This is a genomic window from Bacillus sp. JZ34, assembly GCF_053903205.1.
The window spans coordinates 1,697,513-1,718,778 of sequence record NZ_CP096403.1 but is presented as its reverse complement, the minus strand read 5'-3'; the positions used below and the strand labels follow the sequence as shown (position 1 = coordinate 1,718,778).

Genomic DNA, 21,266 nt, shown 5'->3' with positions numbered 1-21,266 from the left:
TATATTCATCTTACAGGAGAGGAATGCCGAATTCAACTACAATCATGAGCGCCCTGCATCAACAGGAGCCTCAAGCATAAAAAAATCCCGCTTTTTGCAAGCGGGACATGTTTACTCTGCTGGCTCGAACGTCACAGCCACATCGTTTAAGTTTTTCACTTCTTTTGCGACGATGTCGATGATATCGGTGGCAGCGGCCTTCGAGTGCTCCTTCGCCTTCACCGTAATATTGACTTTATCGCCGTCGGCATTGACCAAGGCGTCTTTATAGCCTTTTGTTTTGATCAGCGTTTCAAGCGTCTTTTCCGTTCCTTCAGCTTCACTGAGCTCTGTCATCTTGTCGTAAGCTTCGCTTTTTTCTTTTGCCGTCGCTTTATCGCTTCTGACGATTTCGGTTAATTCCTCCCTCTCCCTGCTGCGCTGATCGTCCATTTCCATGCGGTATGTTGTGAATAAATCTTCATCACCGGATGATTCTTTTGTTACAACTTCTCCGTTCTGCTCACTCGCAGACGTTTCTTTATCTTTTGTGTCTTTCCCTTCAGTTTTGTCTTTAGCAGGCGCGGTGTCTTCTTTGCCATCTTTGGCAGGCTCTTCTTTCATCGGTTTTTCTTTTTCAGCAGCGACTTGTTCTTTGTCATCCACCGTGACGACATTTTCTCCTTCAGGCGACATAATGTAGTAGACACTCAGCACAACGACGAGACTTAACATGGTTAAAAGCCAAACCGTTTGTTTTTTCAGCATCATTTATGAATCCTCCTTCATTTTTTTAGGGGCAACAGCGACGCGGTGGCTCGGAACATCAAGAACCCTTGTCACTGCTTCAATGATGGTCTTTTTTATTTGAACGTTGTCGACTCCTTGAGCGACAACGAGAACACCCCTGATATCGGGCTTTTTCGTCTGAACGACGACAGGCGTCTCTTTATCTCCGTTTTTGATGATGACAATTTCTTCGTCAGAAGACATTTCAGACACCGTTCGCTTGCCTCCCTGTTTATCTGTCTCATTCGTTGAAGTCTCCTGGGTTTTTCTATTTTTCTCGAATATTTTCAATGAGGTTGCATCAACATTGACGACGATTGATACGTCTTCCACGCCGATAATCGTTTCCAATATGTCTTTGAGCTGATTCTCATATTCCTGTTCGTAATCTTGGATCGAGTCCTTCGGTTTGTCATCTGAGGCGGGTTTGAACACTTCTTTTTCACCTTCACCGCTCTGTCCGGCGCTTTCAGACGAAGCTTTTTGTGAAGCCGACGGCTGATCTGCCGCTCGATCTTGAGAAGGTTCGGAAGAGAAGATTTGACTGACGAGCATGAAGGAAACGCCGAGAACAAAAAGCAGCAGAAAATAGTGATATTTCGTCAGCTTTTTTCCGTTTTTCTCGTCTTTGGGTAGCAGGTGGCCGATCAGCTTTTCGATCCAGGTTCTTTTATTCATTGCCGCTTCGTTCTCCCCCTTCAATATGAACTGTAATCTTGTCGGGGCTTATTTCCCATATGCCTGCAAGCTGTTCTCTGACTTCCCCCGTCTCTTTCTTTTCTCTTTCTCGCATTGGCTGGTAGCCTCGATCCGTATTGATTTCGACAGGAGCGACGGCTTGGACCGTTTTTTCGGATGCCGGTTCTATGAATACCGAGACTTCCGCATGCTTACTGAGATCTTTCTCTGTTTTCAGCTGGCCGTCAGAAGAGACCGCGACTCGGTCAATCTTGTATTTGTCGCTGGTAAACCTTCCCTCTGCGCTCTTTTTCAATTGAACAGCCATCTGTTCTAAGATATATGCTTGTTGTGAGGCTTGTATTTCTTTTTTTTCTGAATTCAACTGATTTTTTATTTCGTTTGACTGAACTTGTCCGTTTTTTGTAAGCCTCTCAAAGATTACATCCGGATCGGTCCTGAATAAAGAGAAGATCGGATTCAGTATCACAACGATCAAGAGCAGGCTGATCACCATTTTCGCGTATTTTTGCATGCTCGAATTCGGCAGAAGCATATCGATGACGATCGCCATCAGAATAAATAGAATAATGTTCGTGAGCCACTCTGTCAGAAATTCCATCTCATCCCTCCCTACTTCATCATCATCGTCAAATTCCCCGCTGTAATGATCACGGTTAAGCTTAAAAAAAACATCAGCGAAACGATGGCCATGGCCGCGAAAATGTAGATGACGCTTTTGCTGATGACATCCAGGCAGCTGATCACCGGACCGCCTCCGAGAGGCTGGAGAACGGCTGCGGCAATTTTGTATATGAGCGCGAGGGAGAGGATTTTGATTGCGGGAAAGGCTGCGATGCAAATCAAGATCGCCACCCCGAGTATCCCGACGGTGTTTTTCAACAGGAGAGACGCGCTGATCACCGTGTCCGTCGCTTCGGTAAACATGCGGCCCAATACGGGGATGAAGTTTCCGGTGATGAATTTGGCCGTCCGCAAAGTAATGCCGTCCGTCACTGCGGCTGAGGCGCCCTGAACCGAGATGACACCGAGGAACACGGTTAAAAATGCAGCCAGCGTGCCGATCGCCGCGTTTCTGAGGAGCTGAGCCAGCTGTGTGACTTTATACTGGTCCGTCATCGTGCTGACAATGCTTAAAATCGCTGATAAAAACAAAAGCGGCAGCACGATATATTGGATAAACAAGCCGCTCGTGTTCATGAGAAAGAGAATGACCGGATGAAAAAATGCGGCTGAGGCGGCTCCTCCCGAAGTCGCCATCAGCGCTAGAAGCAAAGGTACGAGCGACAGAATAAAGCTTGTCATCGTCTGGATCGCTTCATTCGCATATGTGACGGCAACCCGAAAGCTGTTGAGCGCAAGAATGATCAGCACCATGTAGACAATTGCATACGCCACTTTGCTGACGGTGCTTTGCTGAAACGCGTTTTGCAAAAGCTGAAGCAGCACGCAGAAGATGGTCAACAGGATCAGCGTCCCGAGCAGTTTCCCGTTAGCCAGCACTTCATGAAACAAGTAAGAAAACAGCGCTTTGCTCCATTCCTCAGGCGAAAAGTGCTTTTCACCTTTGACAAATTCAAGCAGGCTTCCTTTTTGACTTTCGGGAAGGTGTCCTCCATACTCAGTCAAAATGTTGTTCCAGAACTCCCCGACCCGGTCAAGCTCCAAACCTTCAGCCTGCTCTCTGGCCATCGCTTCAGCCGATTCTTCCGCGGCGGGTTCCCCAACCGGCTCCGCTTCTTTTGGCGAAGCTTGTACATCATGCGCTCCAAAGCATACGATTCCTATGACCAAGAGCCAGAACAGAAAACGCTTCACTCAGGAAATCCTCCTTTCTGACTAAGACATGGAAGGGATGAGTCCGATGATCGTTTCGATAATGACGGTTAAAATAGGCACGGCCATGACTAAGATGAGGATTTTGCCTGCCAATTCGATTTTTGAAGCAATCGCACCCTGTCCGGCATCTTTCGTCAGCTGGGCGCCAAACTCCGCTATATAAGCAATCCCGATAATTTTCAAAATCGTTTCGACATACATCATGTTGATGTTGGCATTGGCAGCTATTTTTTCAATCATCCGAATGATTTCGTAGACTTGATCGACTAAGAATAAAAAAATCGTGCATCCGGCAAAAACGACAATCATAAAAGCAAACGTCGGTTTTTGCTCTTTCACAATCAAGCTGAGGAAGGTGGCGATCATTCCCAATCCTACGATTTGTACGATTTCAATGAGTGAGCCCCCCTATCCTTGAAATAGAAAGACAGCTTTTATCTTTTGGAATAGATCATCGACAACAGTAGCCACCATGAACAATATATAAATGAATCCTAAAAGCGTGACCCATTGGGCATATTCCTTCTTCCCCATTTGATCCAGTATGGTGTGAAGAAAAGCGACGACGATCCCGACGCCGGCAATTTGAAAAATAATATTTACGTCTACTCCCATTTCGTGTATGCTCCCCTCTTCATTACATCAATAGAAGAATCAGCAGCAGTCCCGACAAGAACCCAAGGCTCTTCACCATTTTTTCATTTTTCGCCTGGGCGAGATTTGCTTCAGCTTCCTCTGTCTCTAAATGGGTTAACGCCAGTTTGATATGTTTTTGCTGAGAAATCAGATCATGACGGCCAAGCGTTTCGCCGAATTGCCGTAAAATCTCGTATTCTTTCTTTTTGAGAGCCGTTTCGGGCCATACTTTCTCCAAGCTGTCTTCCCATGCCGTCCCCGCTGAAGCGCTGCCTTTTTCCAGCTGTTCTGCAAATGTCTGAAACAAAGAAGCTATCGGCCCGGAAAGCTGGTGTGCGATCTGCTTTGACGCCTGAAGGAGCGGTGTGTGCCCGTACATGATTTCAGCCTCTAAAGACTGCAAAGCGGCCAACAGCTGGCGGATTTGCTTCGGTCTATCCCTGAAAGGCTTCGCCATTTCAAATCCTGTCCATGTGGCTGCTGCCAAAATAAGCACGGCACCTAAAAGCTTCAGCATGATAACATCCTCTTCGCCGCACCGAGCGGCTCTCCATTCCCGTTCAAGATGCGGCTCAGGCTGCCGGGACCGTTCTTTCTGGATAGTTCCACGATTCTCTCAAAAACCCGGTGCTCCTGAAGCATTTTCAATGATGGACGCCTGGCGATATCGGCATATGAGGAGCCGTGAGCCGAAACGATGACAGACACCCCCGCATGGACCGCTTCCAAGAGCGCTTCTGCGTCTTCCATTCTTCCGATCTCATCGGCGATCATAACCTCCGGACTCATCGATCTGATCATCATCATCAGGCCTTCCGCTTTTGGACAGGCGTCAAGGATGTCTGCCCGGTCGCCGAGCCGATATTGCGGGATGCCGTTTACACAACCTGCGATTTCAGACCTTTCGTCGACGATTCCCACCTTTTTGGCAGACACGTTGCCGCTCCCTGAGCTGATCAGCCTGGCGAGATCTCTGAGCAGTGTTGTTTTTCCGGTTTGCGGCGGACCGATGATCAGCGTGTTCAGCCACGAGTTTTGAAATAAATGAGGGACATACGGTTCGGAAATGCCGATTTTTTCTTTGGCAATGCGGATATTAAATGATGATATTTCTCTGATTCCTTTGACTGCTCCGTTTTCGACGACAACCCGGCCGGCAAGCCCCACGCGGTGTCCGCCTCTGATCGTGACATATCCTTTTTTCAATTCCTCTTCCAGTGTATACATGCTGTAATTTCCCAGCCTGTTTAAAAGAAGCGCCGAGTCTTCAGGCGTCGCCGCATAAGGGAGAAAGCGTGGCTTTCCTTTGTTCACCAGTTCGAGCGGACGACTTGTCCGAATCCGAATTTCTTCTATCTGATTGATTTCATGGTCGCCAAGACCGTTGAGCGCGCGTTTGATCGTATCGGGGAGAATCTCTGTGATGTGATGCAAAAACACTCCCTCCTCTTTTTGCTTGTCTTCTATAAAAATGTATGATCAACGGAAGACATTATGACAAGTCGGTCTCTCTTATCATGTGTCACTATTTATAGATCCCCGCGATGATCAACACCACTCCCATAAAGATCAAAATCAGCTTTGCGTAAGAAAGCTGCCCTGCAATCTGATAGATGCCGATTGTCATTGTAATAATAAAGATGAGCGGTCCGACCATCGCAAGCACACTGTTGACCGCCACGGCTTTTCTGACGTCGTTTGTCAAAAGCATTACGACAGCCGCCGTCAGTTCGATCAAAGATGATACCACTCTTAACGCAGCCATTGTCAAAACCGTCGGATTGACTTGTCCAAAGAAAAGCTTCATGATCTTAAACCTCCAGTAACACATCCTCTTTTTTTACAATCTATGCTCCTCATTGAAAAAGTAGTCTTCCGATTTTTCTATTTGGCCTGTGAGAGGTAAAAGATTTCAGACAGCAAAAAAAGAGCCGGCTTCAATGAAGCCGGCTCTTTCCCGCTGTTACTCTTATGCTCTTGATACGTAAGATCCGTCAGAAGTATTGACAACAAGCGTATCTCCTTCGTTTACGAAGAACGGTACGTTGACAACAAGGCCTGTTTCTGTTTTTGCCGGTTTTGTTCCGCCTGAGGCTGTGTCGCCTTTAATGCCCGGTTCTGTTTCCACAACTTTCAGTTCAACTGTATTCGGAAGTTCGATTCCGATCGTCTCTGTCTGATACATCATGATGTGGACAGACATATTTTCAAGCAGGAATTTGAGCTCGTGTTCGATTTGCTTCTCGTTCAGCTCAAGCTGCTCGTAAGATGTCGTATCCATAAAAACGTGCTGGTCGCCGTTGGCATACAAGTACTGCATCGTTTTTGTTTCAATTTGGGCGCGTGCCACTTTTTCACCTGCGCGGAATGTTTTTTCCTGAATCGCGCCTGTGCGAAGATTTCTCAGTTTGGAGCGGACAAATGCCGCACCTTTTCCCGGCTTAACGTGCTGGAAGTCAACAACGCGCCAGATGCCTCCATCTACTTCAATCGTTAATCCTGTACGAAAATCGTTTACTGAAATCATGATTATCCTCCTATTGCTCCAATCAAACGGATTATAAAATAATTAATTCTTTCGCGGAATGGGTAAGGGATTCGTTTCCTTCCTCTGTCAGGACAATATCATCTTCTATCCTGACCCCGCCTTTTCCCGGTATGTAAATTCCCGGTTCAACCGTTACAACCATGCCTTTTTCAAGCATCTGGTCCGAACGTGCTGAAAGCGCCGGACTTTCATGAACTTCCATGCCGAGGCCGTGGCCTGTTGAATGGCCGAAATACTCGCCGTAGCCTTGTGAAGATATGTAGTCCCTTGTATAAGCGTCAGCCTGTTTCCCGGTGATTCCTGGCTTGATGCTCCGCATGCCGATAGCCTGCGCCTCAAACACGGTTTGATAAATGCGTTTCAGCTCATCATCCGGCTCTCCTACCGCGACCGTACGCGTTATGTCCGAGCAGTAACCTTTATAGTAAGCCCCGAAGTCCAATGTCACAAGGTCGCCTTTCTCAATCGCTTTGCCGCTTGCCACTCCGTGCGGCAGACTTGAGCGTACGCCTGATGCCACGATCATATCGAAGGACGAATGATCCGCTCCCTGGCTCCGCATGTAAAACTCGAGCTCATTGGCGACTTCAATTTCGGTGATGCCGGGCTTTATGACCGTCAGAATATGGCTGAATGCATCATCTGCAATCTTTGCAGCTTCCTTTAATATCTTAATCTCTTCACTAGACTTAATCAAGCGCAACTTTTCCACAGATTGAGAAACAGGAACGAGTTCAGCTGCGCCAAGCTGCTCTTTGTAGGCGGCATACGTTCCGTATGTCATTTTATCCTGTTCAAAACCGATTTTGTTTATCCCCATCTCTTTGATCACTTCGGCGGCCTTTTGAACGATTCCGCCGGCATGCTGAACAATGTCAAAGCCTTTGACTTGATCTTTCGCCTGTTCTGTATAGCGGAAATCTGTAATAAAGACCGCTTGGTCGCCGGAGATGACCGCCAGTCCTGAAGATCCGGTAAATCCGGTGATGTACCGCAGATTAACGCTGCTCGTCACCAAAATCCCGTCAATACCCAAACCGCCGAAAAGCTCTCTCAATTTGTTTAGTTTCATTGTCCACTAGTCCCCCTATTTGTTATTTGCGTTCATAAAATAACAGATGGCCAGATTATAACCTTCAAAGCCGAGTCCCGTGATCTGGCCTCTTGCAACCGGAGCGATGACCGAGCGGTGCCGGAACTCTTCCCTCGCATGAGGGTTTGAAAGATGGACCTCAATCACCGGTATACTGATTGCTGCCACCGCATCGCGGATGGCATAGCTGTAATGGGAGAAAGCCCCCGGATTCAGGACGATTCCATCGTATTGTTCCTCTGCCTCATGAAGAGCATCAATCAGGTCCCCTTCGTGGTTTGATTGAAAAAAAGTCAATTCAATCTGAATGCCTTCGGCAAATTGAAAAAGTTTTTGTTCCAAATCAGTTAATGTGTCTGTACCGTATACATCGGGTTCGCGTTTTCCAAGCCGGTTTAAATTCGGTCCGTTCAATATTAAAATATGCGGCAACTCTGCCTCCCCCTTCTCATCACGCAAAAAAATGTCCACTTACAGTGAACATTTTATCATATTGCTTCCTGATCAGGCACTATTCTCTTGTTTCTCCAAGGGCCCGCGTCAACTTTTCAGAATTGAGCTCATTGTATTCAAACGAAATGGAATAGCCGACGAATAAACCGTAAAGCAGGTAAATGCAAAGCGTCGTCACAACCGTTTCCCTCTTTAATTCAGCCACAGTCTGAACATCTGGGAACATCGGATTGAACAGGTAAAACACGACAGCCCACAAAACGGCTCCATATACAATGCCTGCCCACATGCCTTTGACCTGCTTCAAAGTGCCGTAGTAAAGCAGGGCAGCTCCGATGGAAATAACACCGATCAGCAGGATGCTGATAAACGTCCCGAGAAATCCGTTTTTCCAATCGCCGATGACAAAAGGCTGGAGAATCATGTTTGCATTGACTTCGGAGAACTTAAAAAGGTACGCAAGCTCACCGAGTGCACTCCAAAGCACTCCGCCGACAAAGCCAGTCGTGATCACCCTTCCGATGAAAGTCATCGGAGTTTCACGCTTATTTTGCTCAAGCTCTTCCGGCTGTTTTTGATTGTCTTCATTACCCATACAGTCCAGATCACCTCCATTTCCAGTATGTCCAAAAACAGCCTTGCCAACATCAGCTTTCCCGGATTTTTAAGATCCGAGTGTAAAAAGCATGAAAAAGGGTATACTTTAATTAGATTTGGCTTTGTAATAGGTTCGAATTTCTTAAATTTTTGAGCCCGTCAATCTAGAGGTTTCAGCGTTTTTCCTGTACAATAGGTGTAAGGAAATGGTTAATGTACTCATAGATTGATACAGATAGGTTGATGCAAATGTCAAATCAAACAAAACAGCCCGCATACGGAGGGCAGGCTGTCGTCGAAGGCGTTATGTTCGGCGGCAGGCGCCATTATGTAACCGCGATCCGCAGAAAAGACGGAAGCCTTGAATTTTTTAAGCTGCCTCGGAAAACCAATCCGGCGCTTGAAAAATTTAAAAAAATTCCTTTTCTCAGAGGGATTATCGCGATTATTGAAGCAAGCGCGAACGGCACCAAGCACTTGAATTTTTCGAGCGAACGCTATGACCTCGATCCTTCTTTAGACGATCAATTGAAAGAAGAGAAGCCGTCCAAGCTGACGATGATTTTTGGCCTCGCCGCAGTCGGCGTCCTGTCTTTTTTGTTCAGCAAGTTTATTTTTACGCTCGTGCCCGTTTTTTTAGCGGAGCTCACGCGTCCGGTCTTTCAGTCGGACGTCGCGCAGATTATGATCGAAAGCTTTTTTAAGCTGCTCCTTCTCTTAAGCTATATTTACGCCATATCATGCACTCCTTTTATTAAAAGAGTTTTTCAATATCACGGAGCAGAACACAAGGTCATAAACTGTTACGAGCAAAATCTGCCGGTCACGGTTGAAAACGTTCAGCGGCAGTCAAGACTGCACTACCGATGCGGAAGCAGCTTTATTTTATTCACCGTCATCGTGGGCATGTTTGTTTACTTGCTCGTTCCTACTGACCCTCTCTGGGTCCGTATTTTGAATAGACTCGCACTGATACCCGTCGTTCTCGGCATTTCATTTGAAGTTCTGCAGCTGACAAACAAACTGAGAGACATCCCCGTATTGAAGGTGCTCGGCTATCCGGGTTTGTGGCTGCAGCTTTTAACAACGAAAGAGCCGTCTGACGATCAGGTGGAAGTCGCCATCGCAAGCTTCAATGAGCTTCTTCATATGGAGACCAAAGCAGAGGACGAACAGAAGGAACCTTCTAATATCGTAATGTAATGCAACGAATTGGTTAATTTTTTGGGAGGTGGACAGTTATGAAGCAACGCGTACATCCTGTCTCAGCTTTAATTATTGCGTTTGGAATTTTTGGGTTTGTCTATTTCGCCGTCACAAGTCCGGGCCGCCTGCTCCAATACTTGGTTGTTTTTGCAGCGGTCGGCGCCATCATTTATTTCGTGATCAGGCGCATTTCCAATCGCGATATGGGCAGTGAAGGAGCCGCTTTTAAGAAAGCAGCCAAGCAATCCAACAAGCGTTTTCAAGATCACAAAAAACGCTCTATAAAAGGCAAGGTTAATCATCTGAGAAGCGTACCGTCTATTAATAAATCGAAGCCGGTATTGGTGAAGAAAAAAAGCCAGACTCAGCTGACAGTGATTGAAGGCAAAAAAAGCAAAAAGAAAAACAGGGCTTTCTTTTAAAACGTCCACTGTTTCAAAAATAATTCTGTTCGTTTTTTTCCTAGCTCGATTAGAGCTAGTTTTTTTTCTGCCGACATCGCGAATTCAGTCGACAGGACTTCCTCAACAGGTAAAAAAATGATGTTGCGCTCATGTTTTGTGGCAATGTGCCTGGCGTCATGCGCCTCTTTCATCGTCTCAAACAGCGCCCCGAACAGTTCGAACGCATTTTTAATCGTTTTCTTCGGCCTCTCTTTTTCATTGGGCATCAACGTGATCCCCAATACCGGCCGTTTTTTTTCTGTTGTAAACAGCCACATCGGAAAATTGCTCAGAACTCCGCCGTCTACGACAACGCTGATGCCGCTGGAGGACTTGAGCTTCACCGGCTCAAAAAAATAAGGAATGCTGCAGCTCATCCGGACCGCCCTGGCGACGGAAAAACGCCTTGGGTTTAAGCCGTATCTGTTTAAATCGTCAGGCAGCACAAGCATCTTGCCATTCGATAAGTCGGAGGCGATCAACTTCAGTTTTCCCTGTTCAAGATCCCCGAAAACTGAAATGCCTTTCGCTTTCAGCTTTTCGGAAATCCAGTTTTCCAGTTTATCTCCTTTATATAAACCGAGCCGCCAATAAATCGATGCCCATTGCAGCATTTTCAAAGGCAAGAGTGAAAATCTCGGGTCAAGGAGCTCGCTTTCATTTAATTCTTCCATCATTTGACGGATCTCCGCGCTTGTATAACCTGCCGCGATAAACGAGGCAATAATCGAACCGGCGCTCGTTCCGGCCAGCCTTTTAAATCGGAAGCCCCGTTTCTCAAGCGCCTCGTATGCCCCCACAAGTGCAATCCCTTTCATACCGCCGCCTGAAAAAACCCCGTCGATGTACATCGCGATCTCCCTCCCTTAAAAGATGGCTTTACACCATTTTAAGAAACGGACAGAAAAAAAAGACCATGAGACAAAGCGGCAGCTGGAAAAACTGATACGGAAAGAGAAAAGCCGCCGTTACCCGGCGGCTTCAGCGTGTCGACAAACCCTCGCATTCGTTGTCAGGCCTGCGCGTCGGTGCTCACGAATAGAGGAAGGATCGGCGGCTAACCGCCCAGGCGTCCTGCCTGAACGCCGCCGTCATCACTTCCTGTGAAAGTCTGCTCCGATGCTCGGCCTTCCTAGACTGCAAGGGTTGGGGGTCACGCTGGATAGGATGACAAAATCCCAAAACCAAAAGTCGTTTTGGGATTTTGTCAACAATCTGAAGCCGCCGTTACCCGGCGGCTTTTATTGATTTTCCTGTTCGTTTCTTTTTTGGACGCTTCTCAAATCGTCGATTCTTTTGCTGTCGTCTTCAAAATACTGCACAAGATCTCCGACACGGTCAATGCTGTTCCAGCTTAAATGATGCTCGATTCCTTCGACATCATCATAAATTTTCTCTTCGTCAACACCAATGATTCGTAAAAACTGCTCCAATAATTCATGTCTGTATACTAAACGTTTGCCTATTTTCTTCCCTTTAGGCGTCAGCACGAGGCCGCGATACTTTTCATAAATCAAATATTCGTCTTTATCGAGTTTTTGAACCATTTTTGTAACCGAGGAGGGATGGACGGCCAGAGCTTCGGCTATATCTGAGACCCTTGCATATCCTTTTTCTTCAATCAGCATATAAATTTGTTCTATGTAATCTTCCATACTCGGTGTTGTCATCAAATCCCTCCAAATCACACCTATTCAAATCATTACAAGTTTACACTATGTGCATGTAAAAAACAAGCAACGGGATAACGTTTTCACCCGATTACCTTCTATAATTCCATTCATCTGCCGCATACTTCGTTCTGGCGAGATCGGCGACAAATTCCGTTTCCTCTTCTGTCAGTTCATAAGGCTCCAAATGAATGTTAAGCCCCTTTTCGAACCCTTTTTTAAAAGCTTTGCTCGCTTCTTCAATCGTGATTTTTTCTTTTGCGAGCTCATTGATGGCGACCGCTTTTTGTTTGAAGTTTCTCTGCATGCGCTCTCTGAGGCGATCATTTTTGTAAATAAACAAATCAAAGAGCTTGTCCTCATCCAGATCAAGAAGGATCGAACCGTGCTGGAGAATGACTCCTTTCTGCCTCGTCTGGGCGCTTCCTGCGACCTTTCTGCCTTCGACAACGAGCTCATACCACGACGGCGCGTCAAAACAGACGGAAGATCTCGGGTTTTTCAGGCTCTGTTTCTCTTTTTCCGTTCTTGGTATGGCGAAATACGCATCAAGTCCCAGCTCTCTGAAGCCTTCAAGAATACCTTCTGAGATGACGCGGTACGCTTCCGTCACCGTCTTGGGCATTTCCGGGTGTTCTTCAGACACAATAACACTGTAGGTCAGCTCTTGATCATGGAGCACGCCTCTTCCGCCGGTCGGCCTTCTCACAAAGCCTAAACCGTGTTTTTTGACGGCATCCAGATTGATTTCCTTTTCGATATTTTGGAAATAGCCGACTGAAAGCGTTGGCGGATTCCAGCCGTAAAAGCGGATGGTCGGCGGAATCTTATTTTCGCTGTGCCAATAAAGGAGCGCCTCGTCGAGCGCCATATTAAAAGCGGGATCCTGTCGTCCCGAATCGATAAAACGCCATATTTCTTTTTCCATAACCTACCCTCTTTTTCTTTGGTATAAAATAAGTCTACCATTCCCTCTTAAAATTGAAAATAAATTCGGCGAATCAGATGACAGATTTCTGAGGCTTTACTATAATAGTATTTGTCTTAACATATCGTTAAAAATCTCCCGATTATCAGACGGGATGAATTCAAAAAGGAGTCGGATCAGATTGTCTACCAGCAGCATTATCATTCTCTTGATTTGCGCCGCGCTCATCATCTACGCGGTCGTTTCATACATCTATCAGCAGCGCATTATGAAAACCTTGACAGAAGAAGAATTCCGGGCCGGCTATCGCAAAGCGCAACTCATCGATGTGCGCGAGCCGAACGAGTATGAAGGCGGCCACATTTTGGGTGCGAGAAACATTCCGCTTTCACAGCTTAAGCAAAGAAAAAGCGAAATCCGTCCTGACAAACCGGTTTACCTGTACTGCCAAAACAACGTCAGAAGCGGAAGAGCCGCCCAAACGCTCCGCAAACACGGCTGTAAGGAGATTTACAACCTGAAAGGCGGGTTCAAAAAATGGGGCGGAAAAATTAAAACGAAAAATTAATAACCGCAGCTGTCTCCAGTTGCGGCCAACATCCTAAAGCGTCTTTGCGTTTTAGGATTTTTTTTAGCATATCCTGCTGACAATCAAAACAGGCGGAGCAGATGATCCTTCAAATAAAAATAAGCCGGCGAAATGGGTTCGCCGGCTTTGTTCGTTATTTTTTCAAGTCTTCGATTGAATTGACATCTTTCATGTATGTCGGAACGACAAGGCCAATTTTTACGCCTGTCATGCTTGTACCGATATCTTCGTATTTGCCTTTGTATTTTTCAGCATATGTTTTATGCGTTTGCGGCAGCCATGCAGCAAGTGAAGCATCGACGCTTCCATTTGCAATTCCAGTCCACATCGGGCCTGCTTCTACTTGGCTGAGCGTCACGTTGTAGCCTAAGTCTTCAAGAACTTTTGCGATGACATTTGTGCTCGCAATTTCACTGTCCCATGCCACATAGCCGAGCTTAATTTTTTCGCCGTCCGCTTTATCGACGCCTTTTGTCCATTTCTTAACAAGGTCTTGATGTTTTTTAACGAAATCTGCTGCAGCTTCTTCCGCTTTTTTGCCTTCCTGAACGGCAAGCATGACTTCTCCCATATCATCCTCTGTCCAGCTGAATTGGCTGAGCAGCTTGTGTGCGCCCGGATGATCGTCCTTGAATCCTTTGCGCGTAACAGTATGGATTTCTTCGGCATCGCCGTAAGAACCTTTTGGATCTTTCAAATATTTGAGATCGTATTTTGCAAACATCCAATGCGGTGTCCAGCCCGTAATAATGATCGGATCTTTTTTATCGTAAGCTTTTTTCAATGCGGCTGTCATCGCTGAGCTTGAGCCTGATGTTACAGCCCACTTGCTCAGATCGTAGTCCTTGAGCGCCTTGTCCGTTGCATTCATAATGCCCGCTCCAGGATCAATGCCGGTAATTTTATAACTGACTTGATCGCCTACAGACGCGTTTTCATTATTATTGCTGCTTCCGCAGGCAGCCAGACCCAATGTCAGTACTGCTGCAGTGCCGATTCCCGCTATCTTTTTCCACATTATGCATTCCCCCTGCTTTTTTTCAATTTTATATTTTGTGTAACCCGGTCAAGTACGATCGCAATAATAACAATCGCAAGCCCGGTTTCTACACCGGTACCCGTTTGCAGCTGGGTAACAGCCCGGTAAACTTCTTCTCCAAGTCCAGGCGCACCTACCATGGATGCAATAACGACCATTGACAACGCAAGCATGATGCTTTGATTGATACCGGCCAGAATGGTTTTCGTCGCAAGCGGCAGCTGCACTTTAAAGAGCCGCTGGCTTGTCGTTGAACCAAATGCTTCTGTAGCTTCAATCAGATCTTCCGGCACCTGCTGAATTCCTAAGATTGTCATCCGGATTGTCGGAGGCATCGCAAAGATAACGGAAGCGACAACACCCGGCACAACCCCGATATTGAAAAAGAAGATGGCCGGAAGCAAATAAACGAATGCCGGCATCGTCTGCATTAAGTCAAGAATGGGCGTAACGATTCTCCGAACCGTTTTCTTTTGGGAGCCCCAGATTCCGACCGGAATGCCGATAATGACAGAAATCAGAACGGATGTGACGACAAGCGCCAATGTCTGGAGCATGGCGTCCCAATATCCTAAATAATCAATGATAAAAAATCCGATTAAAGTAAACAGCGCAATGCCTCTTTTGCTGATCAGCCAGACGAGCGCGGCAAAGATAACGGTCAAAATAACCGGCGGAACAAAACCCAGGCCTTGGACAATCGCATCAACAAACGATTCCACTCCGCTGGCAATTCCGTTAAATACCCCGCCGAACGACACCGTCAGCCAGTCAACAAACTGATCGATCCAATCGGCTAAAGGAATGCGGGGAAGCGATGATAAAGTAAACATTATCTCACCTCCTGAACAACAGTTTCATGAGCTGGTTCATGATCTGAATGTGCATTAATATACCGGTCATTTCCGGCAAGCGCTCCGATTAACGCGCCTTTGACGATGATCCCTTTCATCCGCTGTTTTTCATCGACGACAGCAATCGGGATGCTGGCATCAGAGACCAATTCAAAAATATCCGTCAGGACCGCATTCTCTTCCACGGTTGTAATGTCTCTCGAGATGACGCTCTCCAGCGTCTGGCTTTTTTCGGCTGCTTTTTTAGCTGTTTCAGCATCAACAGAACCAAGAAGCCTATTGTGTTTGTCAACGGCATAAATCGAGGAAATCCCGAGGTTTTTCATCAGCGTCAGAGCGACGCGCGGCCCTTTGTCTGCGCGTACGGTTTCAGCGCGTTTCATAATATGACCGGCTGTCAGCACTTTAGACAAGTCGACATCTTCAACGAATTTTTCAACATATTCATTTGACGGGTTCATTAAGATCTCTTCCGGCGTACCGATTTGAACGATGTTTCCGTCTTTCATCAATGCGATTCGATCGCCGATTCTCAGCGCTTCATCAAGATCATGGGTAATGAAAATAATCGTTTTGCCTACTGATTCATGCAAATCGAGGAGTTCATCCTGCATATCTTTGCGAATCAGCGGGTCAAGCGCGCTGAACGCTTCGTCCATCAGCAGAATGTCCGGATCATTCGTCAATGCGCGGGCAAGCCCGACGCGCTGCTGCATCCCGCCGCTCAGCTGATCCGGATATTGCTGTTCATATCCTTCAAGACCGACAAGCTTTAATGATTCCATAGCTCTTATCCGGCGTTTACTTTTATCGACTTTTTGCAGTTCCAATCCGTACTCTGTGTTTTCAAGAATCGTTTTGTGCGGAAACAGAGCGAACTTTTGAAAGACCATGCTGATTTTTTTCCGGCGGATTTCCCGAAGCTGGTCTTTGGACATATTTGTTATCATGTCACCATCTATGTACACATGTCCTGCAGTCGGTTCAATCAGCCGGTTTAAAAGCCGCACCAAGGTTGATTTACCGCTCCCTGATAGACCCATGATGACAAATATCTCACCTTCATACACGCTAAAATCCGCTTGGTTCACCCCGACGGTCGCCCCGGTTTCTTTCAGAATTTCTTTTTTGGTTTTGCCATCGGCAAGCAGCTGCGTTGCTTTCTTTGTATTTTTCCCAAAAACTTTAGACACTTTTTCTACTTTTATCTTGATTGGCTTTTCGTCTGAATTCATATTTCTCCTCCCGTATGAAGCAATCTAATATACCGTAACATTTATGTAACATATGAGACAAACGGCATATTCACTGTCATTTTGTATCAAACCTTCATATTCATCGTTGTCACTCTCTACCCTTGTGAATCCTTTTAAATACTCCATAATCCTCTTCTTTTAAGGCAAATTAAACCATTATATTTCATAAAAACATTGAAACTATCACGTTTTACAATGTAATTTTTATTTTTAATTTTAAATTAGATGAATTTACTATTTAATACGAGAGAAATCCTTATCATTCAGTACATAAACCGTTTACATAAAGATGTTTTTTTCACAAAAAAAACCGGCGAAATTGATCCGCCGGCTTCTTATCATTTTTCATAACGCAGCACGGGCTTCCGCGCAGCTTTTGTTTCATCCATGCGTTTCACAACGGTTGAATGCGGTGCTTCCTGAACGACTTCAGGCGTTTCCTCCGCTTCTTTTACAATCTGGATCATCGTATCGATAAACGCATCGAGCGTTTCTTTAGACTCTGTTTCTGTCGGTTCAATCATGATGCATTCCTCGACATTGAGCGGGAAATAGATAGTCGGCGGATGGAAGCCGAAGTCCAAAAGCCGCTTTGCGATGTCAAGCGTCCTGACTCCCAGCTTTTTCTGGCGCCTTCCCGACAGCACAAATTCGTGCTTACAGTGCCGGTCAAACGGCAGATCGTAGTATGGAGCAAGCTTTCTCATCATATAATTCGCATTTAAAACGGCGTTTTCCGTTACTTCTTTGAGCCCGTCCGGCCCCATTGAACGAATGTACGTATAAGCTCTCACATTGATGCCGAAGTTTCCGTAGTAAGGTTTCACCCTGCCGATCGAATGCGGACGGTCATGGTCAAAGGTATAACGGCCGTCTTTTTTCACCAGCACCGGCTTCGGCAAATACGGAATCAATTCCTTCTTGACGCCGACAGGGCCTGATCCAGGTCCTCCGCCTCCATGCGGTCCTGTAAAGGTTTTGTGAAGGTTCAAATGGACGACGTCAAATCCCATGTCACCCGGCCTTGCTTTGCTGAGAACGGCGTTCAGGTTCGCTCCGTCATAGTACAGCTTTCCTCCGGCTTTATGGACGATTTCAGCCATTTCTAAAATATTTTCTTCAAAAAGGCCGAGCGTATTTGGATTAGTCAGCATTAACGCGGCTGTTTCTTCATCTACGACACGCTTTAAATCTTCAAGATCAACAAGACCGTCGTCATTCGATTTGACGGTGACCGTTTCAAATCCGGCAACAGTCGCAGACGCCGGGTTTGTACCGTGGGCCGAATCAGGTACAATGACCTTCGTCCTTTTATGATCGCCGTTTGCCTCATGGAACGCGCGGATCATCATCAGCCCGGTCCACTCGCCGTGCGCACCCGCAGCCGGCTGAAGGGTGACCTCATCCATCCCCGTGATCTCTTCCAAATGCTCGCTCAAGTCGTACAAGAGCTCCAGCGCACCCTGCACGGTCCGTTCATCCTGGAGCGGATGGATCGCAGAAAGTCCCGGGATTCTCGCGATTTTTTCGTTAATCTTCGGGTTGTATTTCATCGTGCATGAACCGAGCGGATAAAAGCCCGAATCCACTCCGTGGTTGCGCCTTGATAAAGCCGTATAATGGCGCATAATATCAAGCTCAGACACTTCGGGGAGATCTGCCGGTTCGTCTCTGAGATACGCTTCGTCAAGGACGTCTGTCACATCTGTTTCAGGGACGTCAAGCTCAGGAAGGCTGTAGCCGACCCGCCCTTCTTTTGATACTTCAAAAATAAGCGATTGATCCTGATTATTCATGGCGATCCCCCAATTCATTCATGAATGTATCGATTTCCTCTCTTGTCCTGAGCTCTGTCACGGCGATCAGCATGTGCTGTTTTAAATCCCGATATGAAGCGCCGAGATCGTAGCCTCCGATAATATTTTTCTCAAGCAGGCGTTCATTCGCTTTTTCGACAGGTTCATTGAGCCTGACGACAAACTCATTGAACATCGGCCCGTCAAACACGACTTCAAGACCGGCCCGTTTAGCTGCTTCTTTTGCGTAAGCCGCTTTTTGCAGGTTCTGCCATGCGATTTCCTTGACGCCTTTTTTGCCGAGCGCCGTCATGGCGACTGATGCGGCAAGCGCATTGAGCGCCTGGTTGGAGCATATATTTGATGTTGCTTTATCCCGTCTGATATGCTGCTCCCGCGCCTGCAAGGTGAGAACGAATCCCCTTTTCCCGTTTTCATCTTCCGTCTGACCGACGAGACGGCCAGGCACTTTTCTCATCAATTTTTTCGTGACGGCAAAGAATCCACAGTGCGGCCCGCCGAAAGCGGCCGGTATTCCGAACGGCTGGGCATCCCCGACAACGATGTCAGCTCCCAGTGCCCCGGGCGGTGTTAAAAGCCCGAGAGCCAGCGGATTGGCGGACACGATGAACATGCTTTTCCCTTTATGGGCGATCGGTTCAATGTCTTTCAGCGGCTCAATTCGCCCGAAAAAGTTAGGGTATTGGACGATCACTGCTGCTGTATCTTCGCAGACGGCTTCATCAAGAGCCGCAAGATCTGTTGTTCCGTTTTTGGCAGGGACTTCTACCACGTCGATGTACTGTCCTTTCGCATACGTTACTAAAACCTCGCGCGATTCGGGATGGACGGTTTCCGAAACGACAATTTTTTTCTTTTTTGTATGTCCTGAAGCAAGCATTGCCGCTTCGGCTAATGCCGTTCCCCCGTCATACATCGACGAGTTGCTGATATCCATGCCCGTCAGCTCGCAAATCATCGTTTGAAATTCAAAGATCGCCTGGAGCTCCCCTTGAGAAATTTCAGGCTGATACGGTGTATAAGCCGTGTAAAATTCCGACCGCGAAATCACGTGGTCCACGATGACGGGCTGGTAATGATCGTATACGCCCGCTCCCAAAAAAGAGGCGTGCATCACTGTATCTTTATTTTTAGCCGCGAGTTTCGTCAGCTCTTTTGTGAGCTCAGTCTCGGACTTTGCCTTTTTAATTTGGTATTCCCCTTTAAATTTGACGCTTTCGGGTATATCGGAGAATAGCTCTTCGATCTTCTCGACTCCAATTGCCTCAAGCATTTCTTTTTTATCCTGATCTGTAGCTGGCAGGTAACGGTGCTTCATCTTCAGTCTCCTTTCACGGCCATGGCAAACTTACGGCTGCCGTTTGTAAAATGGGGTTTTCACGATTTTGGCTTTCAAGCGCTTATTTCTGATTTCCACTTCAACGACGGTGTCGAGGGCGCAGGCTTCTTTTTTCAGCAATGCGAGGCCGACGTTTTTCTTTAAGGTCGGCGACTGTGTGCCGGTTGTCACCTCGCCTGCTTGTTCGCCTTGATAATAGACGGCGTAGCCGTGCCTTGGAATGCCTTTATCGATCATTTCAAGGCCGACGAGCTTTCTGTCCGCTCCATGTTCCTTTTGGCTTGCCAGGACGGCTTTTCCGAAGAAGTTCGAGGCTTTGTTTGTTTTGACGGCGAATCCGATGCCGCCTTCGATCGGTGTAATATCTTTTGAGAGCTCCTGTCCGTACAGCGGCAGCTTCGCTTCAAACCTCAGCGTATCTCTGGCCCCGAGGCCGCACGGCACTAATCCCGAATCCTTGCCCGTTTCAAGAAGCAGCTTCCAAATGTAGGCTGCATCTTCACTCCGGCAGTAAATCTCAAAGCCGTCCTCTCCCGTGTATCCCGTTCTGGACACAAGCGCCTGCACGCTGCCGATCGCCGCATCATCCCTGAACGTAAACGGCTTTAACCCGGCAAGATCGCTATCTGCGACCTGTTTTAAAATCGATTCGGCCTTCGGTCCTTGAAGGGCAAGCAGCGCAATCGCGTCAGACACGTTTCGAACCGAAACGTCTCCTTCTTGGTGCTTGTTCATCCAATCGACGTCTTTGTCGATATTGGCTGCGTTAATGACGAGCATGTAAACATTGGCCGCTTTTTTATAGACGAGGAGATCGTCGATCGTTCCGCCGTTTTCATAGCACATGGCCGTATACTGGGCACCGCCTTCTTTCAGTATCGAAACATCGTTTGTCAACAGTTTTTGCAAAAACGGAAGGCTGTCTGTTCCTGTGATTTCGACCTCCCCCATGTGTGAGACATCAAAAAGCCCCGCTTTCGTCCTGACGGCTTCATGCTCCTCTTTAATTGAAGAAAATTGAACAGGCAGTTCCCAGCCGCCAAAATCAATCGTTTTTCCGCCATATTCCTTATAAAGGTCAAATAAAGGCGTTCGTTTAAGCATTCTGCTTCCCCCTTCGCTTTTCAAACTAAAAACAAGTTTGCCAATCATCAGAAAACAAGAAAGATTCCAACATCACCTGGATGGTTCCGCCGCTTTGGACGGCACAAAAAAGGACAGAGAAGCCCCTTTGTCAGTTCTGAGGCTCTCTGTCCTGGCACCTGAAAGTTTACTTTGCATCAAAAGCAAAGATGTCCCCTTTGGTGGTTTGTTAAAACATCATATGATACAAACTCTCTCCAGAGTTGCGTCAAGCAAGAGTTCTTTTGCCTGAGAGATTCACTGTTTCCCCAGCTTGCTCCTTCGGCGCCGCTTTAAGGTTTCCCGCTATCGGTCTCTCCCCTTGCTGTCATTCGCTCATATTCATTTCTTTTCATGGACATACTATATA

The 21,266-nt window shown here is 46.9% G+C and carries 25 protein-coding genes and 1 riboswitch; of the genes, 3 read left to right on the top strand and 22 right to left on the bottom strand.

Going from position 1 to position 21,266, the window contains the following annotated elements; translation table 11 throughout:
* Positions 1-111: 111 nt before the first annotated feature.
* The 13 genes from M1D90_RS08825 to M1D90_RS08765 all read right to left on the bottom strand — a co-directional run bounded on the left by M1D90_RS08825 (position 112) and on the right by M1D90_RS08765 (position 8,631).
* Positions 112-750, bottom strand: a complete 639-nt coding sequence (locus tag M1D90_RS08825; RefSeq protein WP_035338363.1) for a SpoIIIAH-like family protein — start codon at positions 748-750, stop codon at positions 112-114.
* Positions 751-1,446, bottom strand: coding sequence for a stage III sporulation protein AG (gene spoIIIAG / locus M1D90_RS08820; protein WP_020452141.1), 696 nt, complete (start codon positions 1,444-1,446; stop codon positions 751-753).
* Entirely contained in the window at positions 1,439-2,068 is a 630-nt protein-coding gene (spoIIIAF, locus tag M1D90_RS08815) for a stage III sporulation protein AF (RefSeq protein WP_020452142.1), read from the bottom strand. Before spoIIIAF ends, spoIIIAG begins: the two co-directional genes overlap by 8 nt.
* Before the next feature lie 11 nt (positions 2,069-2,079).
* On the bottom strand, positions 2,080-3,285 hold the full coding sequence (spoIIIAE, locus tag M1D90_RS08810) for a stage III sporulation protein AE (RefSeq protein ID WP_020452143.1): 1,206 nt from the start codon (positions 3,283-3,285) through the stop codon (positions 2,080-2,082).
* Positions 3,286-3,306: 21 nt separating this feature from the next.
* On the bottom strand, positions 3,307-3,672 hold the full coding sequence (spoIIIAD, locus tag M1D90_RS08805; protein ID WP_020452144.1) for a stage III sporulation protein AD: 366 nt from the start codon (positions 3,670-3,672) through the stop codon (positions 3,307-3,309).
* Between the two features lie 42 nt (positions 3,673-3,714).
* Positions 3,715-3,921, bottom strand: coding sequence for a stage III sporulation protein AC (gene spoIIIAC / locus M1D90_RS08800; RefSeq protein WP_003183409.1), 207 nt, complete (start codon positions 3,919-3,921; stop codon positions 3,715-3,717).
* 22 nt (positions 3,922-3,943) lie between these two features.
* A complete protein-coding gene (gene spoIIIAB, locus M1D90_RS08795) occupies positions 3,944-4,459 on the bottom strand; it encodes a stage III sporulation protein SpoIIIAB (RefSeq protein ID WP_020452145.1) in 516 nt (171 codons plus the stop codon).
* Complete coding sequence (gene spoIIIAA / locus M1D90_RS08790; RefSeq protein ID WP_020452146.1) at positions 4,453-5,376, bottom strand: stage III sporulation protein AA; 924 nt, start codon at positions 5,374-5,376, stop codon at positions 4,453-4,455. The genes spoIIIAB and spoIIIAA overlap by 7 nt, the downstream gene beginning before the upstream one ends.
* Before the next feature lie 91 nt (positions 5,377-5,467).
* Positions 5,468-5,749 (bottom strand): YqhV family protein, encoded by a 282-nt coding sequence (locus tag M1D90_RS08785; RefSeq protein WP_003183412.1) that lies wholly within the window; start codon positions 5,747-5,749, stop codon positions 5,468-5,470.
* Positions 5,750-5,911: 162 nt separating this feature from the next.
* Complete coding sequence (gene efp / locus M1D90_RS08780) at positions 5,912-6,469, bottom strand: elongation factor P (RefSeq protein WP_020452147.1); 558 nt, start codon at positions 6,467-6,469, stop codon at positions 5,912-5,914.
* A 31-nt stretch (positions 6,470-6,500) separates the two neighbouring features.
* A complete protein-coding gene (locus M1D90_RS08775) occupies positions 6,501-7,562 on the bottom strand; it encodes a M24 family metallopeptidase (protein ID WP_020452148.1) in 1,062 nt (353 codons plus the stop codon).
* A gap of 15 nt (positions 7,563-7,577) precedes the next feature.
* The gene (gene aroQ / locus M1D90_RS08770; protein WP_456283360.1) at positions 7,578-8,015 is read right to left on the bottom strand and encodes a type II 3-dehydroquinate dehydratase; all 438 of its coding nucleotides are present in this window, start codon (positions 8,013-8,015) and stop codon (positions 7,578-7,580) included.
* 79 nt (positions 8,016-8,094) lie between these two features.
* A complete protein-coding gene (locus tag M1D90_RS08765) occupies positions 8,095-8,631 on the bottom strand; it encodes a YqhR family membrane protein (protein WP_020452150.1) in 537 nt (178 codons plus the stop codon).
* A gap of 251 nt (positions 8,632-8,882) precedes the next feature.
* On the opposite strand from M1D90_RS08765, the gene M1D90_RS08760 reads away from it, so the two are divergent.
* Both M1D90_RS08760 and M1D90_RS08755 read left to right on the top strand, forming a co-directional pair.
* Entirely contained in the window at positions 8,883-9,836 is a 954-nt protein-coding gene (locus tag M1D90_RS08760) for a DUF1385 domain-containing protein (protein ID WP_020452151.1), read from the top strand.
* 38 nt (positions 9,837-9,874) lie between these two features.
* A complete protein-coding gene (locus M1D90_RS08755; protein WP_020452152.1) occupies positions 9,875-10,261 on the top strand; it encodes an SA1362 family protein in 387 nt (128 codons plus the stop codon).
* On the opposite strand, the gene M1D90_RS08750 is transcribed toward M1D90_RS08755, so the two are convergent.
* The 3 genes from M1D90_RS08750 to M1D90_RS08740 all read right to left on the bottom strand — a co-directional run bounded on the left by M1D90_RS08750 (position 10,258) and on the right by M1D90_RS08740 (position 12,880).
* Complete coding sequence (locus M1D90_RS08750; RefSeq protein WP_020452153.1) at positions 10,258-11,133, bottom strand: patatin-like phospholipase family protein; 876 nt, start codon at positions 11,131-11,133, stop codon at positions 10,258-10,260. The two genes, M1D90_RS08755 and M1D90_RS08750, sit on opposite strands and share 4 nt — an antisense overlap.
* 390 nt (positions 11,134-11,523) lie before the next feature.
* Positions 11,524-11,952, bottom strand: coding sequence for a transcriptional regulator MntR (gene mntR, locus M1D90_RS08745; RefSeq protein WP_020452154.1), 429 nt, complete (start codon positions 11,950-11,952; stop codon positions 11,524-11,526).
* Between the two features lie 91 nt (positions 11,953-12,043).
* Positions 12,044-12,880 (bottom strand): lipoate--protein ligase family protein, encoded by an 837-nt coding sequence (locus M1D90_RS08740; RefSeq protein ID WP_023855177.1) that lies wholly within the window; start codon positions 12,878-12,880, stop codon positions 12,044-12,046.
* Between the two features lie 181 nt (positions 12,881-13,061).
* Between M1D90_RS08740 and M1D90_RS08735 the strand changes: the two genes are divergently transcribed.
* Positions 13,062-13,448, top strand: coding sequence for a rhodanese-like domain-containing protein (locus M1D90_RS08735; RefSeq protein ID WP_020452156.1), 387 nt, complete (start codon positions 13,062-13,064; stop codon positions 13,446-13,448).
* 154 nt (positions 13,449-13,602) lie between these two features.
* Here the strand turns inward: M1D90_RS08735 and M1D90_RS08730 are convergent, their stop codons facing one another.
* The 6 genes from M1D90_RS08730 to gcvT form a co-directional block, all read right to left on the bottom strand.
* Positions 13,603-14,487, bottom strand: coding sequence for a glycine betaine ABC transporter substrate-binding protein (locus M1D90_RS08730; protein ID WP_023855178.1), 885 nt, complete (start codon positions 14,485-14,487; stop codon positions 13,603-13,605).
* Entirely contained in the window at positions 14,487-15,341 is an 855-nt protein-coding gene (opuAB, locus tag M1D90_RS08725; protein WP_023855179.1) for a glycine/proline betaine ABC transporter permease subunit OpuAB, read from the bottom strand. The genes M1D90_RS08730 and opuAB overlap by 1 nt, the downstream gene beginning before the upstream one ends.
* Entirely contained in the window at positions 15,341-16,597 is a 1,257-nt protein-coding gene (gene opuAA / locus M1D90_RS08720) for a glycine/proline betaine ABC transporter ATP-binding protein OpuAA (protein WP_023855180.1), read from the bottom strand. Before opuAA ends, opuAB begins: the two co-directional genes overlap by 1 nt.
* A 359-nt stretch (positions 16,598-16,956) precedes the next feature.
* Positions 16,957-18,414 carry an aminomethyl-transferring glycine dehydrogenase subunit GcvPB gene (gcvPB, locus tag M1D90_RS08715; RefSeq protein WP_456283357.1) on the bottom strand — a complete coding sequence of 486 codons (1,458 nt, stop codon included), beginning with the start codon at positions 18,412-18,414 and terminating at the stop codon, positions 16,957-16,959.
* Positions 18,407-19,753, bottom strand: coding sequence for an aminomethyl-transferring glycine dehydrogenase subunit GcvPA (gene gcvPA, locus M1D90_RS08710; RefSeq protein ID WP_245117934.1), 1,347 nt, complete (start codon positions 19,751-19,753; stop codon positions 18,407-18,409). Before gcvPA ends, gcvPB begins: the two co-directional genes overlap by 8 nt.
* A 30-nt stretch (positions 19,754-19,783) precedes the next feature.
* On the bottom strand, positions 19,784-20,878 hold the full coding sequence (gcvT, locus tag M1D90_RS08705; protein WP_328038213.1) for a glycine cleavage system aminomethyltransferase GcvT: 1,095 nt from the start codon (positions 20,876-20,878) through the stop codon (positions 19,784-19,786).
* 245 nt (positions 20,879-21,123) lie between these two features.
* Positions 21,124-21,228, bottom strand: a riboswitch (glycine riboswitch).
* Between the last annotated feature and the right edge of the window lie 38 nt (positions 21,229-21,266).

Bases quoted from the DNA above. Each gene is read 5' to 3' on its own strand.
- M1D90_RS08825 (WP_035338363.1), bottom strand. From the start codon at position 750: ATGATGCTGAAAAAACAAACGGTTTGGCTTTTAACCATGTTAAGTCTC.
- spoIIIAG (WP_020452141.1), bottom strand. From the start codon at position 1,446: ATGAATAAAAGAACCTGGATCGAAAAGCTGATCGGCCACCTGCTACCC.
- spoIIIAF (WP_020452142.1), bottom strand. From the start codon at position 2,068: ATGGAATTTCTGACAGAGTGGCTCACGAACATTATTCTATTTATTCTG.
- spoIIIAD (WP_020452144.1), bottom strand. From the start codon at position 3,672: ATGATCGCCACCTTCCTCAGCTTGATTGTGAAAGAGCAAAAACCGACG.
- spoIIIAC (WP_003183409.1), bottom strand. From the start codon at position 3,921: ATGGGAGTAGACGTAAATATTATTTTTCAAATTGCCGGCGTCGGGATC.
- spoIIIAB (WP_020452145.1), bottom strand. From the start codon at position 4,459: ATGCTGAAGCTTTTAGGTGCCGTGCTTATTTTGGCAGCAGCCACATGG.
- M1D90_RS08785 (WP_003183412.1), bottom strand. From the start codon at position 5,749: ATGAAGCTTTTCTTTGGACAAGTCAATCCGACGGTTTTGACAATGGCT.
- efp (WP_020452147.1), bottom strand. From the start codon at position 6,469: ATGATTTCAGTAAACGATTTTCGTACAGGATTAACGATTGAAGTAGAT.
- M1D90_RS08775 (WP_020452148.1), bottom strand. From the start codon at position 7,562: ATGAAACTAAACAAATTGAGAGAGCTTTTCGGCGGTTTGGGTATTGAC.
- M1D90_RS08765 (WP_020452150.1), bottom strand. From the start codon at position 8,631: ATGGGTAATGAAGACAATCAAAAACAGCCGGAAGAGCTTGAGCAAAAT.
- M1D90_RS08760 (WP_020452151.1), top strand. From the start codon at position 8,883: ATGTCAAATCAAACAAAACAGCCCGCATACGGAGGGCAGGCTGTCGTC.
- M1D90_RS08755 (WP_020452152.1), top strand. From the start codon at position 9,875: ATGAAGCAACGCGTACATCCTGTCTCAGCTTTAATTATTGCGTTTGGA.
- M1D90_RS08750 (WP_020452153.1), bottom strand. From the start codon at position 11,133: ATGTACATCGACGGGGTTTTTTCAGGCGGCGGTATGAAAGGGATTGCA.
- mntR (WP_020452154.1), bottom strand. From the start codon at position 11,952: ATGACAACACCGAGTATGGAAGATTACATAGAACAAATTTATATGCTG.
- M1D90_RS08740 (WP_023855177.1), bottom strand. From the start codon at position 12,880: ATGGAAAAAGAAATATGGCGTTTTATCGATTCGGGACGACAGGATCCC.
- M1D90_RS08730 (WP_023855178.1), bottom strand. From the start codon at position 14,487: ATGTGGAAAAAGATAGCGGGAATCGGCACTGCAGCAGTACTGACATTG.
- opuAB (WP_023855179.1), bottom strand. From the start codon at position 15,341: ATGTTTACTTTATCATCGCTTCCCCGCATTCCTTTAGCCGATTGGATC.
- opuAA (WP_023855180.1), bottom strand. From the start codon at position 16,597: ATGAATTCAGACGAAAAGCCAATCAAGATAAAAGTAGAAAAAGTGTCT.
- gcvPB (WP_456283357.1), bottom strand. From the start codon at position 18,414: ATGAATAATCAGGATCAATCGCTTATTTTTGAAGTATCAAAAGAAGGG.
- gcvPA (WP_245117934.1), bottom strand. From the start codon at position 19,753: ATGAAGCACCGTTACCTGCCAGCTACAGATCAGGATAAAAAAGAAATG.
- gcvT (WP_328038213.1), bottom strand. From the start codon at position 20,878: ATGCTTAAACGAACGCCTTTATTTGACCTTTATAAGGAATATGGCGGA.